The organism is Mycobacterium colombiense CECT 3035 (genome assembly GCF_002105755.1).
Taxonomy (GTDB): Bacteria; Actinomycetota; Actinomycetes; order Mycobacteriales; family Mycobacteriaceae; genus Mycobacterium; species Mycobacterium colombiense.
Window position 1 is genome coordinate 3,635,574 of the sequence record NZ_CP020821.1, and the last position, 15,998, is coordinate 3,651,571.

A 15,998-nucleotide genomic window follows, 5' to 3' on the forward strand; every position below is an offset into this window, starting at 1 on the left:
AGATGCACGCTTGGTAACCGAGCCCCGTGCTAGCGGGCGGCGGACCGAACATTCGGAACGTCGCCCGCTCTACATTTTTCCGGCCATTTCTCCCGGCCTTGCGGCACCGCCCCAGCTACCGGTTAGACATCGAGTCGGCAATCGACACGGCCTCTTGCGCACCGGCTTTCATCGCCCGGCAGCACAGCACCAGCCAGGCGCCCACGCCCTCCGGTGTGCCGTCGGCGAATCCCCGCGCGGCGTCGCGATACGCGGCGGGCTGGCGCATCCAGCTGACCTCGGGCACACCGAGCCCGTGCGGGTCCAGCCCGCTGGCGATGGTCACCAATCGCGACACCGCCCGGGCCACCACGCCGTCAGAGCTACCGAACGGCTTCAGCGTCAGCAGTTCGCCGTGGGCGACGGCGGCAAGCACCGGCGCCGGCACCTGGGTGCGCCCATTCACCAAGTCCGCCAACAACTCCAATCGCGGCCCGATGCCGGCATCGGGACGCGGGCGACCCAACCGCTCGTCGTCGACCTGCTCCGCCGCGGCCAGCATGTGCAGGCGGGCCAGCGCCTGCAGTGGCGCCCGCCGCCAGATGGCGACGACGGGCCCTTCGCCGCCCTCGAGCGCCTGGGCCACGCGCAGCGCCCCGGCGAACACCGGATCGCTGATCTGCCCGGCATCAGCGAGGTCCTCCAGCCGGACGGGGCCACCGTCGAGCACCGACGACGCGCGCGCGGCCCGCAGGGCCGCCTCGGCCGCGGTCACGGGCCAGCCGCGCAGGTTGGCGCGGTGGCGGTGGGCGCGACCCAGCGCGTCGCGGGCGCGGTCACTGGCCTCGGCGACGCCGGGCAGCTCCATCAGGGGGGCCAGCGGATCAGCTGTCACAACCTCACAACCTATCCCCGCGCTCGCCGCCTGAATTCGGCGCGTGCGGGATGGCGTCCAGCAACTGCCGGGTGTACTCGTGGCCGGGCTCGGTGAACAGCTTGTCGGTGGCCGCGTGCTCCACCACGCGGCCCGCCAGCATTACCAGGACGTCGTCGGCTATCTGCCGGATCACCGCCAGGTCGTGGCTGATGAACAGGTAGGCCAGGCCCAGCTCGGCCTGCAGCTCGGTCAGCAGATCGAGGATCTGCGCCTGCACCAGCACGTCGAGGGCGGACACCGCCTCGTCGCAGACCAGCACCTCGGGCCGCAGCGCCAACGCCCGCGCGATCGCGACCCGCTGGCGCTGGCCGCCCGAGAGCTCGCGCGGCAGCCTGCTCAGCACCGACGACGGCAGCGCCACCTGATCGAGGAGTTCGCGCACCGTTTTCTCGCGGTGGACGCGGTCGCCGACGCGGTGAATCCGCAGCGGTTCCTCGATGGCGCGGAACACCGAGTACATCGGGTCCAGGCTGCTGTACGGGTTCTGGAAGACGGGTTGCACGCGCCGGCGAAAAGCCATCATCGCGTCGCGGCCCGTTCTATCGGATATCGGCGTACCGCCGAAAACGACCGTGCCAGAGGTGGGTTGGAGAAGTCCCAGCGCCATGCGGGCCACCGTCGACTTTCCCGACCCGGATTCGCCGACGATGGCCAGGGTGCGGGACCGCTGCAGCCGGAACGACACCGCGTCGACGGCGCGAAATTCGCCGCGCCGCCAGGGTGTGCCGTGCGAATCCCGGTAGATTTTGGTGAGCTCCGAGGCGACCAGGATGTCGTCGGTCCGTGCGGGTGTCGGCCGGCCCGTGCGCGTCAGCGACGGCGCCGCGGCCACCAGCCGCTGGGTGTACTCGTGTCGGGGCCGGCGCAGGATCGTCTGTGCCGCACCGGTTTCCACGACGATGCCACGGTGCACGACGACGACGCGCTCCGCCCGCTCGGCGGCCAGCGCCAGATCGTGCGTGATCAGCAGCAGCGCGGTGCCCAGCTCGTCGGTGAGCCGCTGCAGATGGTCGAGGACCTGACGCTGCACCGTGACGTCGAGCGCGGACGTGGGCTCGTCGGCGATCAGCAGCTGCGGACGACCCGCCAACCCGATGGCGATCAGCGCGCGCTGGCACATACCGCCCGATAATTGGTGCGGGTACTTACCCGCCTGCCTCGCCGGGTCCGGCATGCCGGCCTGGGCGAGCAGTTCGACCGCGCGTTGCCGCGCCCGGCGGCCGTCGGTGTTGGCCCGCAACGCTTCCCGGATCTGAAAGCCGACCTTCCACACCGGGTTGAGGTTGGTCATCGGGTCTTGCGGCACGTAGCCGATGCGGCGGCCCCTGATCGAGCGCAGCACCCGGCGATCCGCCGACGTTATGTCGATCCCGTCAAACATGATGCGGCCGGCCGTGATTCGCCCTCCCGGCGGCAACAGCCCCAGGATCGCGGCGGCCGTGGTGGACTTGCCCGATCCCGACTCGCCGACCACGGCGACGGTCTGGCCGCGTTCGACGCGCAGATCCACGCCGGCCACCGCGGGGGCGTGGTCGCCGAACCTGACCTCGAGGCCCTCGACCGTCAGCAGCGCGGAGTCACCGGCGGTCATGCGCGCCTGGCCCGCGAGGCCGGATCCAGGGCGTCGCGCAGCGCGTCGCCCATCATCATGAACGCGAGCACGGTCGTCGCCAGCGCGCCGGCGGGATAGAACAGGATCGGCGAGCCGGCGCGCAGCCGGGTCTGGGCGAGGTTGATGTCGCCGCCCCAGGACACCACCGAACTCGGCAGGCCGACGCCGAGGTAGGACAGCGTGGCCTCGGTGACGATGAACGCACCCAGCGCGATCGTGGACATCGCGATCACCGGTCCCACCGCGTTGGGCAGGGCGTGCCGGAGCAGCGTTTGAAACCTGCTCATCCCCAACGCTTTAGCCGCGAGCACGTAGTCGCTGCCGCGCACTTCCAGCACCGCGCCGCGGGCGATCCTGGCGATCTGCGGCCAGCCGAACAAGGCCAGGATGGCGATCACCGTCCACACCGTCCGATGGTGCAGAACCTGCATCAGCACGATCGCGGCCAGCAGCAGCGGCAGCCCGAAGAAGATATCGGTGACGCGGGAGATGACGGCGTCGAGCCACCCGCCGTAGAAGCCGGCGAGAGCTCCCACCACCCCGCCGACGGCGAACACCAGCAGCGTGGCGCCCAGCCCCACCGTCACCGAGGCCCGCGCCCCGTAGACGGTGCGCGCGTAGATGTCGTGGCCCTGCAGGTCGGTGCCGAACCAGTGCTCCGCCGACGGGCTGCGCAGGCTCTGGCCGGGATCGGCATAGCCGGGGTCGGCGTGGGTGAACAACGCGGGAAACAGCGCGACGAGAAGGATGAGCAGGATCAGCGCGGCGGCCACGATGAACTTCGGACGGCGCCGCAGCTTCCGCCAGGTTTCCCCCCAAAAGCCCTCAGCCATAGCGGATCCTGGGGTCCAGCGCGGCATACAGCAGGTCCACCAGCAGGTTGGTGACCAGATAGATCAGCACCAGCACCGTCACGATCGAGACCACCGTGGGCGCCTCCTGCCGGGTGACGGCCTGATAGAGCACGCCGCCGACGCCGTGGATGTTGAAGATGCCCTCGGTCACGATCGCCCCGCCCATCAGCGCCCCCAGGTCGGCGCCCAGGAACGTCACGACCGGGATCAGCGAGTTGCGCAGGATGTGCACGGTCACCACCCGTGGCCGCGACAACCCCTTGGCGGTCGCGGTGCGGACGTAGTCGGCGTGCGCGTTGGCGGCCACCGCCGATCGGGTCAACCGCACGATGTAGGCGAATGAGACCGAGCCCAAGACGATTCCGGGCAGCAGCAGGCGCGCGAGGCTCGCCCGTTCGCCGACGGTGACCGGCGCGACGCCCAGCTTGACCCCGAACAGGAACTGGGCCAGAAAGCCCAGCACGAAGATCGGGATCGCGATGATGATCAGTCCGGCGATCAGCACCGTGGCGTCGAAGAGTCCGCCCTGGCGCAACCCGGAAATCACGCCGAACCCGACGCCCAGCACCGCCTCGACGACCAAGGCGATCAAGGCGAGCCGGAGCGTGACCGGAAACGCATGGGCGAGAACGGCACTGACCGGCAATCCGGAGTAGGCGCGGCCCAGGTCGCCGTGCACGACCCCGCCCAGGTAGCGCAGGTACTGCACGATGAAGGGGTCGTCGAGGTGATAGCGGGCCCGCAGCGCGGCCGCCACGGCCGGCGTCAGCGGGCGATCCCCGGCGATGGCGGCCAGCGGGTCACCGGGCAGCAGGAAGACCATGCCGTAGATCAGTAGCGTCGCGCCCAAGAAGACGGGCACCATGACGGCGATCCTGCGCGCGATGTACCAACCCATCGTCACTCCTTGACGATGTTCTCGTAGTCGGGCAGCCCGTTCCAGGTGACCTTGACGGCGCTGACCTCCGGCGACCAGCCGACCACGGCGATGTAGTACCACAACGGCACTGCGGGCATGTCGTGCAACAGGATTCGTTGCGCGACGTTGACCAGCGCGTCGGCCTGCCGCAGGTCGGGGGCCGCCTCGGCGGCGGCCAGGGCTGCGTCGAACTCGCGGCTGGAGTATCCGACGTCATTGGATCCCGCGCCGGTGGTGTACAGCGGGGCGAGGAACTCGATCATCGACGGGTAGTCGCCCATCCAGCCGGCCCGGAACGCGGTGTCGATGGTGCGGTTGGTGATCTGGGTGCGAAACCCGGCGAAGGTGGGCTGCGGCGCACCGGCGGCATCGATGCCCAGCACGTTCTTGATGCTGTTGGCCACCGCGTCCACCCACTCCTGGTGGCCGCTGTCGGCGTTGTAGGCGATGGCGTACCGCCCGCTCCACGGTGAGATCGCGTTGGCCTGGGCCCAGAGTTGTTGTGCGCGTCCGGGATTGAAGTCCAACGCGGCACTGCCCGGGATGTTCGGATCGAATCCCGGCAGCGAGCTGGCGGTGAAGTCACGGGCCGGGCTGCGGGTGTTGTTGAAGATCTGCTGGCAGATCTGCGGACGGTTGATGGCCGCCGACAGCGCCAGCCGGCGCAGCCGGCCCTCCTCACCCCCGAAGTGCGGCAGCCGCAGCGGCGTGTCGACCGATTGGCTGACGGCGACGGGTCCGCGGGCGGCGTTGCCGCCCAGGTCGCGCTCGTAGATCGTCAACGCGCTGGACGGGATGGTGTCCAGCACGTCGAGGTTGCCGGACAGCAGGTCGGCGTAGGCGGTGTCGAGGTTGGAGTAGAACTCGAACCTCAGCCCCTTGTTGTGTGGCTTGCGGTTGCCACGGTAACCGGGGTTGGGCCGCAGGTCGATTCGGACGTTGTGCTCCCACGCGGGCCCGTCGGGACCGTCGGCGAGTCGGTACGGGCCGTTGCCGACCGGGTGCTGCCCGAAGGCGCTCATGTCCCGAAAGGCGGCCTGCGGCAATGGATAGAACGCACTGTGCCCCAGCCGCAGCGTGAAGTCGATGGTGGGCGCCTTCAGCCGGACGGTGAACTCCCGGTCGTTGATCACCCGGAGGCCGGACATGGTGGTGGCCGTCGGCTTGCCGTCGCCGGTCAGCCCGGCGACGGCGTCGTACCCGTCGATGGGGCTGAAAAAGCTCTGCTGCAGTTGGGCATTGGTGCTCAGCGCCCCGTAGTTCCACGCGTCGACGAAGGAATGGGCCGTCACCGGCGACCCGTCGGTGAACGTCCAGCCGGGTTTGAGGAGGATCCGGTAGTTGACGTTGTCGGTGGTGTCCACCGACTGGGCGACCTCCGGCGACGGGTTTCCGGCGGCGTCGTAGGACATCAGCCCGGCGAAGAGCCGATCGAGGATCCGGCCGCCCTGGCTGTCGTTGGTGCCGGTGGGAATCAGGGGGTTCGGCGGTTCGCCGCCGTTGACCACCACCAGATCCGGGCTCAGCGCGCCGCCACCACAACCGGCCAGCGAGGCGATCGTCAGCATCGCGGCGGCAACCGGGGCCAGCAGGGCCACCGGTATCCGCATCCGACGCATGACACCCGACCCTAGGGCCTGAAGTCGTCGCGCGGTGAAGTGCCCGGCGCGGCTTCGTTAACTTAGAATCCGGCCGTGACTGTGGCGTATCTGGCCTCCGACGAATCGGCGGTGCGCACGGGCCGTTTGCTGTTCTCCCTCGGTCTGCCGGCAATCGGATTGGTCTGCCTGGTCGTTGGGCTGGTGGAGCGCTCCCGCGGCCGTCGGCGGGCTCCCGCCTATCCGCCGCCGCAGTACCCGCCGGGCTTTCCCGGCAACGCCGGGTACCCGTATCCGCCAGCCCCGGGCTACCCGGTTCCGCCGTATCCGCCCTATCCGGGTTACCCGGCCGGCTATCCGCCCCGGCCGCGGACGCCGAAGTCGGCCACCACGCTCATCACCATCGGCGCGGTGCTGCTTGTCCTGGGCGTCCTCGGCAACGCGGTGCGGGTGCTGTCCCCGCACGGAGCCGACGCCCTGCTGGGGGTCGGCCAGTGTATCACCGAAAGTGATTACGCGGCACATCATTTCGACGAACCCACGGACGCTGGCTGCGCGGACCCGGCGAACACCTACGAACTCGCTTTCAAGGGCGGCACCTCGGAGAGCTGCCCCGACGGCCAACGGGACCACTCGATCTACGAGCGGGTCACCAATCCCAGGACGACGTTGTGTTTCATGATCAACCTGCGGCAGGACCAGTGCTACCAGGTGACCCGCGACGGCGAAGCCGTGAGCATGAAACCGGACGACTGCAACGCGTCAGGCCCCATGCACGTCAGAGTCAGTCAGCGCATCGAGGGCAGCTCGGACAAGACTCGGTGCCCACCCGACAGCAGGGGCATCGCCTACCCCGCCCCCGCGCGGGTCTACTGCCTGGTCAGAGTCGATTGACGCCGCTCAGACCGCGGTGATCGGATGCACCTGCAACGCGCAGGCCTCGATGGTGGCCGACACGGTCACCACGTTGGTGGTGTCCGGCGGATTGATGAGCAGGTCGGTATAGGTGGGGCATGGCGCGCCGTGGGCGTCGACGGCGATGCCCTCGACGATGGCCTGCCCCTGAGTCGATATCGACAGAATGACCGTGGGCGGCTCATTGACGCCCGCCGGCAGCCCGCCCAGGTATCCGCGCAGCGTGGGCTGGGCATGGATCAGCGGGCCACCCGCACCCGAGTCGACCCCGGCGTATCCGGTGAGCGTGCACGGGTCGGCGCCGCCGGCGAGGCTGAATGTCAGGGTCAGCCCCCGGTGCCCCACGGCGGCCTCGGCGGGCGAGGCGGTGACCGCGATCTGGTCCGACCAGCACGGCGTCGGCGCGTCGGCGGTGTCGGCGGGCATGGCCGCTGCGGGCCACCCCAGCGTGGTGGCCGCGGCGTAAACCGCTGCGGCCCCGGCAAAGCTGGGGACTAGTCGGCGGATGGCCCGCCCGTGGACCGGCACACGGGTGATTATCCGGCATCGGGGCACACTTTGACCCCGGATTCGCGCGCGCGGCTACCACTCGCACGGCTTCACCTCACCGGGCTAGGCTCGCAGTCGGCCACCGACCGGCGCAGTCTCGACACAGGAGAACCCAGTGACCGCCACCAACACCGCAGGCCCGTCGTCGTACCCGCCGCCGGCGCAGTTCGCCGCGCAGGCCAATGCCGGCGAAGAGCTGTACCGCGAAGCCGAGCAGGACCGGATGGCCTTCTGGGCCAAGCAGGCCAACCGGCTGTCGTGGGCGACGCCGTTCACCGAGGTGCTGGACTGGTCGGAGGCCCCGTTCGCCAAGTGGTTCGCCGACGGCAAGCTGAACGTCGCCTACAACTGCGTCGACCGCCATGTAGAGGCCGGGCACGGGGACCGGGTCGCGTTCCATTGGGAGGGCGAACCCGTCGGCGATCACCGCAGCATGACCTATTCCGACCTGCAAGCGCAGGTGTGCAAGGCCGCCAACGCGCTGACCGATCTCGGTCTGGTCGCCGGCGACCGCGTCGCGATCTACCTGCCGCTCATCCCGGAGGCGGTGATCGCGATGCTGGCCTGCGCGCGCCTGGGCCTGATGCACAGCGTGGTGTTCGCCGGCTTCACCGCCAAGGCGTTGCAGGCCCGGATCGCCGACGCGCAGGCCAAGCTGCTCATCACCAGCGACGGGCAGTTCCGCCGCGGCAAGCCGGCGCCCTTGAAGGACGCGGCCGACGAGGCCGTCCAGGGCGGCGACAGCCCCGTCGAGCACGTTCTTGTGGTGCGGCGCACCGGAATTGACGTCTCCTGGGACGACGACCGCGACCTGTGGTGGCACGACGTCGTCGACGCCGCCTCTCCCGAACACACCCCGGAACCCTTCGACGCCGAGCAGCCGCTGTTCCTGCTGTACACCTCCGGAACCACCGGCAAGCCCAAGGGCATCGTGCACACCAGCGGCGGCTATCTGACCCAGGCCGCCTACACGCACTACTACGTCTTCGACATCAAGGCCGAAACCGATGTCTTCTGGTGCACCGCCGACATCGGCTGGGTCACCGGACACACCTACGGCGTGTACGGGCCGCTGGCCAACGGCGTCACCGAGGTTCTCTACGAGGGCACGCCCGACTCACCCAGCCAGCACCGGCATTTCGAGATCATCGAAAAGTACGGTGTGACAATCTATTACACCGCGCCCACCCTGATTCGCACGTTCATGAAGTGGGGACGCGAGATTCCCGACGCGCACGACCTGTCCAGCCTGCGGCTGCTGGGTTCGGTGGGCGAACCGATCAACCCCGAGGCGTGGCGCTGGTATCGCAAGGTGATCGGCGCCGATCGCCTGCCGATCGTCGACACCTGGTGGCAGACCGAGACGGGCGCTACGATGATCTCCCCGCTGCCGGGAGTCGCTGCGGCCAAACCGGGTTCGGCGATGCGGGCGCTGCCGGGCATCTCGGCCAAGATCGTCGACGACCACGGCGATCAGCTGGTGCCGGGCATCCACCACGGTGAGCACGTCACCGGCTACCTGGTGCTCGACCAGCCGTGGCCGTCCATGCTGCGCGGCATCTGGGGCGATCCGCAGCGATACGTCGAGACCTACTGGTCCCGGTTCGCCGAGCAGGGCTGGTATTTCGCCGGCGACAGCGCTTATTACGACCGTGACGGCGCCATCTGGGTGGTGGGCCGCATCGACGACGTCATGAACGTGTCGGGGCACCGGCTGTCCACCGCTGAGGTGGAGTCCGCGCTGGTCGGCCACGTCGCGGTCGCCGAGGCGGCGGTGGTCGGGGCGACCGATTCGACCACCGGACAGGCGATCTGCGCGTTTGTCGTCTTGTGCGCGGATTACCAAGTGCACGAAGGGATCGTCGACGAGTTGCGCGTCGAGGTGGCCCGGGAGATCTCGCCCATCGCCCGCCCGCGCGAGGTGCACGTGGTGCCCGAGCTACCCAAGACCCGCAGCGGCAAGATCATGCGCCGGCTGTTGCGCGACATCGCCGAAAACCGCGAATTGGGTGACACGTCGACGCTGCTGGACCCCGGCGTGTTCGACGCGATCAGGGCGGCGAAGTAGTCGCTGCCGATCAGCCCGGCAGCGGGCTGAACCCCGCACCCGGCCGGTGTTTTGCGTTGATGTCGGCCAGTGCGGCGTTGAACGACATCACCACCGCCGGGGTGTGCAGCGGGATGTATTTGATGATGCACGTCGGCAGGTTGTCACTGAACGCGCCGTGAATCATGCCCACCAGCAGGTTGTTGACGGTGACGGGCGCCCCGGAGTCACCCGGCTGGCCGCACACCTGCATGACGATGGTGCCCGGGTCCTGCCCCGGTCCCCAGGTGACGCCGCACGAATTGCCCGTGGTTCGCCCCTGCTTGCAGGCGATCTCGCCGAAGGCCGGGTCCGGCCCGACGCCGCTGATCAGGAAGCCGTTGTAGTTGGCCACCGGGGTCACCTTCGCCGGATCGAACTTGATCACCGCGTAGTCCAGGTTGTCGTTGCCCGAAACCATGGTGCCCAGTACGCCCGCCTTCTCGGCGCCCTCGGCCGCCACCTGCGCTCCCGGGCCGCCACAGTGCGCGGAGGTGAAGCCGATCAGCTCACCGGCGGCATCGCCGCCGATGGTGGTCAGGGTGCACATCGTGTCCCCGTTGATGACGATGCCCGCCCCACCGCCCATCGGGACGCGGACGTCAGCTGCGGCGGCGCGGGCAAACGAACCCATCGCGGCCACGAGCAGGGCAACCATCGCCACTAGGAAGCATCGGTGCGCCCTCCGCACAGCCCCACTCCTATCGGTAGGCCGGACATCGCGACCGGCTTGGCCGAGTGTAATCGGCCGGGATGGGATGTTCGCGCTCCGAAAGCGCCGTGGCACCGCGGCGTCGCCGACCTCCTTCTGGCCGAACCGAACTGGCCGTCCGGGCGCCCGAACCTGCGGCGTGGCGGCCGGCCGGCCTCGGATGGCTTCGTCTATCCGGGCGCCACATGGCAACATGAACCGCGACGACAGCGAGCCGGGCGACGACGAAAGAGGACCGTCTGTGAGCAAAGCCGATGGCAAGACCGGTGTGCCCAGCACCCTGACCACGATTCCGTTGACCGACCCGCATGCCAAACCCGCCGAGCCATCGATCGGTGACCTGATCAAAGACGCCACCACCCAGGTCTCCACGCTGGTGCGCGCCGAAGTCGAACTGGCCCGCGCCGAAATTACCCGGGACGTCAAAAAGGGTCTCACCGGCAGCGTCTTCTTCATCGCCGCGCTGGTGGTGCTGTTCTACTCCACCTTCTTTTTCTTCTTCTTCCTCGCCGAGCTGCTGGACACCTGGTTGTGGCGCTGGGTGTCGTTCCTGATCGTATTCGGGATCATGGTCGTGGTCGGCGCCGTGCTGGCCCTGTTCGGCTTCCTCAAGGTGCGCCGGATCCGCGGACCGCGCGAGACGATCGAATCGGTCAAGGAGACGCGCAGCGCGCTCACCCCGGGCCACGACAAGGCTCCGGGCGGCGCCAAGGCGCTCCCCGAGCCCCACGGCAGGCACGCCAAGCCCGGCAGCGACGCCGGCGATCCATCGGGTTGGTAGATGGCGCCGCCGGATCCGTCGGTAACCCGCATCGAGGGCCCGTGGCGCCATCTCGATGTGCACGCCAACGGCATCCGCTTCCACGTCGTCGAGGCGTTGAGCGACGCCGACGGCCCGCCCGCCACGGCGCGCCCGCTGGTGATGCTGCTGCACGGTTTCGGATCGTTCTGGTGGTCCTGGCGGCATCAGCTGCGCGCACTGCGGGGCGCGCGGGTGATCGCCGTCGACCTGCGCGGCTACGGCGGCAGCGATAAGCCGCCCCGCGGCTACGACGGCTGGACGATGGCCGGCGACACCGCCGGACTCATCAGGGCGCTGGGACACTCCTCGGCCACCCTGGTGGGCCATGCCGACGGCGGGCTGGCGTGCTGGGCCAGCGCCTTGCTGCATCCGCGGCTGGTGTCGGCAATCGCGCTGATCAGTTCGCCGCACCCGGCGGCGTTGCGCAGATCCACGCTGACGCGACGCGACCAGGGCTATGCGCTGCTGCCGACGCTGCTGCAATACCAGATACCGCTATGGCCCGAGCGCGTGTTGACCCGCGACGACGGCGCCGAGGTCGAGCGCCTGGTCCGCAGCCGCAGCTGCGGCAAATGGCTTGCCTCCGAAGACTTCTCCGAAACCATCGGCCACCTGCGGACGGCGATTCAGATCCCGGCGGCCGCGCACAGCGCACTGGAATACCAGCGCTGGGCGGTACGCAGCCAGCTGCGCGACGAGGGCCGGCGCTTCATGAGGTCGATGAGCCAGCAGCTCAGCGTGCCGCTGTTGCACCTGCGCGGCGAGGCGGACCCGTATGTGCTTGCCGACCCGGTGGACCGCACGCGGCGCTACGCGCCGCAGGGACGCTACGTATCTATCTCGGGCGCAGGGCATTTCAGCCATGAAGAGGCCCCCGAGGAGATCAACCGGCACCTGACGAAGTTCCTTGAACAGGTGCACCCGACCCGAGCGAGATGAGCGCGCCGGCTCAGCCGACGCAGGAGCCGGTGCCCACCAACTGGGTGTCACCGATCCTGGAGAGCTGACTGGCCACCTCGTCGGCGGTCAACACGAACCCGGTGTCGGGATCGTCGACCGCCGCGCCGAACACCACCCCGAGCACGTGGCCGTCCAGGTCGATCAGCGGCCCGCCCGAATTACCTTGCTCCACACTGGCTCTGATCGTGTAGACGTCACGGGTGACCGGGGCGGGATCCCGGTAGATGTCGGGTCCGCTCAACTTGATCAGCTCGCGAATCCTGGCCGGGGTGGCGGTGAAGTTCCCGCCACCGGGGTAACCGAGGACCACCACGCTCGCACCGGTTTTCGCGTCGCCCTGCGCGAAAGCCAGTGGGGGCGGCGGCAAATTGGGGACGGCCAGGATCGCGACGTCGACCGCCGGATCGTAGGACACCACCGTGGCGTCCAGCGGACTGCCGCTGGCGTAGATCTGCACGCTGTTGGACCCGGCCACCACGTGCGCGTTAGTCATCACCCGGTCGGGCGCGATCACGAATCCGCTGCCCTCCAACACTTTCTGGCAGCTGGGAGCCAGGCTGCGCACCTTGACCACGCTGGGCGCGGTGGCCTGCACCACCGGATTGTTGGCCAGCTCGGGATCGGGTGAGGCGACGGGAATGACCGGGGTGCGGCTGAACGGCTCCAGCACCGCCGGCAGGCCGGAGGTGTTCAGCAGCGCGGACAGCCGCTTGGGCACCGTCTTGAGCCAGGGCGGCGCTACGTCGTTGACTTGAGCCAACACTCGCGAACCTCGGACCGCGGCGGCCAGCTCCGGCTGGTCCTTGGACTGGGTCAGCGGCGTCGCCAGCAGCCACGCCGCGGTCAGCACCACGACCAGCTGGACCGCCACCCCGATGATCGAGTCGACCGTGCGGATCGAACGGCTGCGGATCGCGCCGCGCACGGCGCGTCCCAGCACCACGCCGGCGACCTCGCCGATGACGACCAGCGCGAGGATCAGGAACAGCGCGGCAAACAATTTCGCGCGCGGCGCCGCGATGTGGCTGACCAGGTGGGGCGCCAGCAGCACGCCCGCGATCGCCCCGAGCAACACGCCGACGAACGAGAGCAACGAGCCCAGCGCTCCCGACCGCCATCCCGAAATCGCCGCGATGAACGCGACCGCCAGGACGGCGACGTCCAGCCACTGGGACGGGGTCATGGAATTCATCGTGCTCCGCCCCCGTCGCCGACCAGCGCCATCGCCGCGTCCAACTCCCGCTCGTCGGTGGTGTCCCACGGTTGTGCCCAGCCGGCGACGTCGAGCAACGCAGAAATCACCTGGCCAGTGAATCCCCAGACCAGCATCTCGTTGAGCAGAAACGCCGGACCGGCCCATCGGCGGCCGAGATCGCTGCGGTACACCATCAGCCGGTTGTCCGGGTTGATGAAGGCGCGCACCGGAACTCGCGCGACGATCGCCGTTTCGGCCTCGTTGACGACGGCCACCGGGCCGGGGTCCGGCGAATAGGCCAACACCGGGACGACGTGAAACTGCGACGGCGCGATGAACATCTTCTCCATCGTGGCCAGCGGGTACAGCCGGCTGACGTCGATGCCGGTCTCCTCGCGGGCCTCGCGCAGCGCGGTATCGACCGGGCCGTCGTCGGTGGGATCGGCGGCACCACCGGGAAACGCGGCCTGGCCCGCGTGGTGGCGCAGCGTCGACGCCCGCACCGTGACCAGCAGGTCGGCGTCGGCGGGGAAGCCGCCGTCGGGTGCGCCGGATTCCGGACCGGAGAACAACACCAGCACGGCGGCTTCGCGGCTCGCGCCGCGCAGGGCGGTCACCGCCGATGCGGCCTTGGTGGTGATCATCGCCAGCACGTCGGCGGGTAGGCGGCGCCGGGCCGCGTCGGGAATGTCATCGACGCGGTCGACCAGCGGACGCAGCCACGGCGGGCAGGCGTCAGGCCGCAGCGGAACGGACCCGCGCGCGGGGTCGGGGTCCCCATTCCGCAGGGGCGAACCCCCAGCACTCACGGCCCCTCCAGTCGGTTCAATTTTTCCGCTTATCCCCTGTCGTTGCCGATCGCGGCCGCGATCTCATCGGCAGTGGTGAAAGCTCGTGGCAGCGTTTGGGCAACGCTACCGTCCGGCCGCAGGACCACCGTCGCGGGCATCACATTTACCACCCGCAGCGCGGCCGCGACCCGGCGGCGACCGTCCTGCAAGGTGGGCAGCCGCACCCCGAGTTCGGCCAGCCGCAGCAGCGCCGCGGTCTCGTTCTCGTCTTGATGCACCGTCACCACCATCACGTCCGAACCGGCCCGACGTTGATACTCGGCCATCGCGGGCAGTTCGGCCGCGCACGGCGCGCACCAATATGCCCACAGGTTGAGCACCACCCGGCGCCCGGCCAGCGCGCGGGCGACGTCGACGGGGGAACCGTCGGCGGCGCAGTCGGCCGTCACGCCGCGCAGCGCCGCGGGACCGTCTCCGGCTCCGGCGCCCGGGCATGGCGGCAGGTTGGCGCGCTGCCGCGGACCGGCCAGCGCGGCGGGGGTGTCGGCGTCGCGGTGTTCCCGGTCGGCCACCGGCCGATCGGTCGCGGGCGTGGACGTCGTGGCCGAGTCGTCGCGCAGCTGCGCGACCAGCGCCACGATCAGGGCGGCCACCACCGCCAGAATCGCGATGTGCCAGCGAGCCTTCCGGGTCAAGGTCGGCTTCGAAATAGGCATGCGGTCCCTGCGCGGCGGTCGCGGGCCGGCTTACAGCCCGGCCAGGGCCAGCAGGTGCTCGGTTTCCGGGCCCTTCACCAGGGGCGCGGCCAACGCCGGTTCGGTGGGGCCGAGGCCGAACGAGGGGCAGTCTTTGGCGATCAGGCAGACGCCGCACGCCGGTTTGCGCGCATGGCAGACCCGGCGGCCGTGGAAGATCACCCGGTGGCTCAACATCGTCCACTCGCTGCGTTCGATGAGCTCGCCGACGGAGTGCTCGATCTTGACCGCATCCTTGTCCGCGGTCCAGCGCCACCGGTGCACCAGGCGCGTGAAGTGGGTGTCGACCGTGATGCCGGGGACGCCGAAGGCGTTTCCCAGGATGACGTTGGCCGTCTTGCGGCCGACCCCGGGCAGGGTGACCAGTTCGGCCATGGTCGACGGCACGTCGCCGTCGAACCGTTCGACCAGGGCCTGCCCCAGGCCGATCAGCGAGGACGCCTTGTTGCGGAAGAATCCGGTCGGCCGGATGAGGTTCTCCAGCTCGTCGCGGTCCGCCTGGGCGTAATCCAGCGCCGACGGGTACCGCTTGAACAGCGCGGGCGTCGTCAGGTTGACCCGCTTGTCGGTGCTCTGCGCCGAAAGGATTGTGGCGACCGTCAATTCGAGCGGCGTCGTGAAGTCCAGCTCGCAGTGGGCGTCCGGAAATGCTTGCGCCAGAGCACGATTCATTCGCCGCGCGCGCCGCACCAGGCCGACTCGGGTTTCCTGCGACCAGCGCCCGGCGTCACCGCCGCCGGGCGTGGCCGGAGTCGATTTCGAACGCCCGGACGACTTAGCCGCTGTCACCTACGACAGAGTACTGATTTCGTGATCTCGCCGAGACCCCGAGTTGATTGAAGGCGATGTTTACTCTTCGTGTGTCGTGGTTGCTGGTGGCCGGTATTCCGGCGCTGCTGATGCTGGCGGCGCTGGGGCTCGGGCGCCTCGAGTCCGAGCTCGCCCCCCGCGCCCTGGTGGTGGCCGACGTCGACGAGTTCCTGGAGCGCGCCGGCGGCGTGGACATGCACACGCTGGCCTCCGAGGGCATGCCCGAGGCGCTGGAATACCTGCATCGGCGCGAGCTTGCGCAGTTGTCGGAGGCCCCGGCGAGCGGGCGGACCGGCGGACCGCGGCACGCCGCGCCGTCGTTTGCGGTCAGCTTCGACGACCGCGACGAGATGACCTTGCCGACCCGAATCCACGGTCATTCGCACGTCAATCCGCAGTTTAGGGCACCTCGACACGCCAATCGTGTGTAGCGTTGGCACGTTAGACACAACGGCGTTCCTCTAGACTCGTCACGCGAGCAAGGGGTTAGCCTGCCCGTATCACATTAATTTTTTGGGAAAGTT

General features: G+C 69.3%; 16 protein-coding genes. 5 read left to right on the forward strand and 11 right to left on the reverse strand.

All coding sequences use genetic code 11. The features are described from left to right. Positions 1-115: 115 nt before the first annotated feature. Genes B9D87_RS16945 through B9D87_RS16965 form a run of 5 tightly spaced genes read right to left on the reverse strand, consistent with a single transcriptional unit; the run spans position 116 to position 5,920 of the window. A complete protein-coding gene (locus tag B9D87_RS16945) occupies positions 116-874 on the reverse strand; it encodes a Fic family protein (protein WP_007772251.1) in 759 nt (252 codons plus the stop codon). Between the two features lie 4 nt (positions 875-878). After that, on the reverse strand, positions 879-2,507 hold the full coding sequence (locus B9D87_RS16950) for a dipeptide ABC transporter ATP-binding protein (protein WP_007772250.1): 1,629 nt from the start codon (positions 2,505-2,507) through the stop codon (positions 879-881). Then, a complete protein-coding gene (locus B9D87_RS16955) occupies positions 2,504-3,361 on the reverse strand; it encodes an ABC transporter permease (protein WP_007772249.1) in 858 nt (285 codons plus the stop codon). The genes B9D87_RS16950 and B9D87_RS16955 overlap by 4 nt, the downstream gene beginning before the upstream one ends. Further along, positions 3,354-4,280, reverse strand: coding sequence for an ABC transporter permease (locus tag B9D87_RS16960; RefSeq protein WP_007772248.1), 927 nt, complete (start codon positions 4,278-4,280; stop codon positions 3,354-3,356). The genes B9D87_RS16955 and B9D87_RS16960 overlap by 8 nt, the downstream gene beginning before the upstream one ends. Before the next feature lie 2 nt (positions 4,281-4,282). Beyond that, a complete protein-coding gene (locus B9D87_RS16965; protein ID WP_040630633.1) occupies positions 4,283-5,920 on the reverse strand; it encodes a peptide ABC transporter substrate-binding protein in 1,638 nt (545 codons plus the stop codon). A gap of 75 nt (positions 5,921-5,995) precedes the next feature. Between B9D87_RS16965 and B9D87_RS16970 the strand changes: the two genes are divergently transcribed. Next, entirely contained in the window at positions 5,996-6,793 is a 798-nt protein-coding gene (locus tag B9D87_RS16970; RefSeq protein ID WP_040630631.1) for an LppU/SCO3897 family protein, read from the forward strand. A gap of 6 nt (positions 6,794-6,799) precedes the next feature. Here the strand turns inward: B9D87_RS16970 and B9D87_RS16975 are convergent, their stop codons facing one another. After that, the gene (locus tag B9D87_RS16975; RefSeq protein WP_174320927.1) at positions 6,800-7,342 is read right to left on the reverse strand and encodes a DUF4232 domain-containing protein; all 543 of its coding nucleotides are present in this window, start codon (positions 7,340-7,342) and stop codon (positions 6,800-6,802) included. Positions 7,343-7,478: 136 nt separating this feature from the next. On the opposite strand from B9D87_RS16975, the gene acs reads away from it, so the two are divergent. Then, positions 7,479-9,431, forward strand: coding sequence for an acetate--CoA ligase (gene acs / locus B9D87_RS16980; protein ID WP_007772244.1), 1,953 nt, complete (start codon positions 7,479-7,481; stop codon positions 9,429-9,431). 10 nt (positions 9,432-9,441) lie between these two features. Here the strand turns inward: acs and B9D87_RS16985 are convergent, their stop codons facing one another. Next, positions 9,442-10,140, reverse strand: a complete 699-nt coding sequence (locus tag B9D87_RS16985) for a S1 family peptidase (protein WP_085977822.1) — start codon at positions 10,138-10,140, stop codon at positions 9,442-9,444. A 262-nt stretch (positions 10,141-10,402) separates the two neighbouring features. Here B9D87_RS16985 and B9D87_RS16990 point away from each other — a divergent pair, with 262 nt between their 5' ends. Continuing rightward, the gene (locus B9D87_RS16990) at positions 10,403-10,942 is read left to right on the forward strand and encodes a phage holin family protein (protein WP_007772240.1); all 540 of its coding nucleotides are present in this window, start codon (positions 10,403-10,405) and stop codon (positions 10,940-10,942) included. Then, complete coding sequence (locus tag B9D87_RS16995) at positions 10,943-11,902, forward strand: alpha/beta fold hydrolase (protein WP_007772239.1); 960 nt, start codon at positions 10,943-10,945, stop codon at positions 11,900-11,902. 10 nt (positions 11,903-11,912) lie between these two features. Here B9D87_RS16995 and marP read toward each other — a convergent pair whose 3' ends face one another. Genes marP through nth form a run of 4 tightly spaced genes read right to left on the reverse strand, consistent with a single transcriptional unit; the run spans position 11,913 to position 15,336 of the window. After that, positions 11,913-13,106, reverse strand: a complete 1,194-nt coding sequence (marP, locus tag B9D87_RS17000; RefSeq protein WP_007772238.1) for an acid resistance serine protease MarP — start codon at positions 13,104-13,106, stop codon at positions 11,913-11,915. A gap of 5 nt (positions 13,107-13,111) precedes the next feature. Then, on the reverse strand, positions 13,112-13,927 hold the full coding sequence (locus tag B9D87_RS17005; protein WP_007772237.1) for an NUDIX hydrolase: 816 nt from the start codon (positions 13,925-13,927) through the stop codon (positions 13,112-13,114). Between the two features lie 29 nt (positions 13,928-13,956). After that, positions 13,957-14,625, reverse strand: coding sequence for a TlpA family protein disulfide reductase (locus tag B9D87_RS17010; protein ID WP_007772235.1), 669 nt, complete (start codon positions 14,623-14,625; stop codon positions 13,957-13,959). 30 nt (positions 14,626-14,655) lie between these two features. Next, entirely contained in the window at positions 14,656-15,336 is a 681-nt protein-coding gene (nth, locus tag B9D87_RS17015; protein WP_040630627.1) for an endonuclease III, read from the reverse strand. A gap of 173 nt (positions 15,337-15,509) precedes the next feature. Between nth and B9D87_RS17020 the strand changes: the two genes are divergently transcribed. After that, positions 15,510-15,905 carry a hypothetical protein gene (locus B9D87_RS17020; protein WP_238553455.1) on the forward strand — a complete coding sequence of 132 codons (396 nt, stop codon included), beginning with the start codon at positions 15,510-15,512 and terminating at the stop codon, positions 15,903-15,905. The last annotated feature ends 93 nt before the right edge of the window (positions 15,906-15,998 follow it).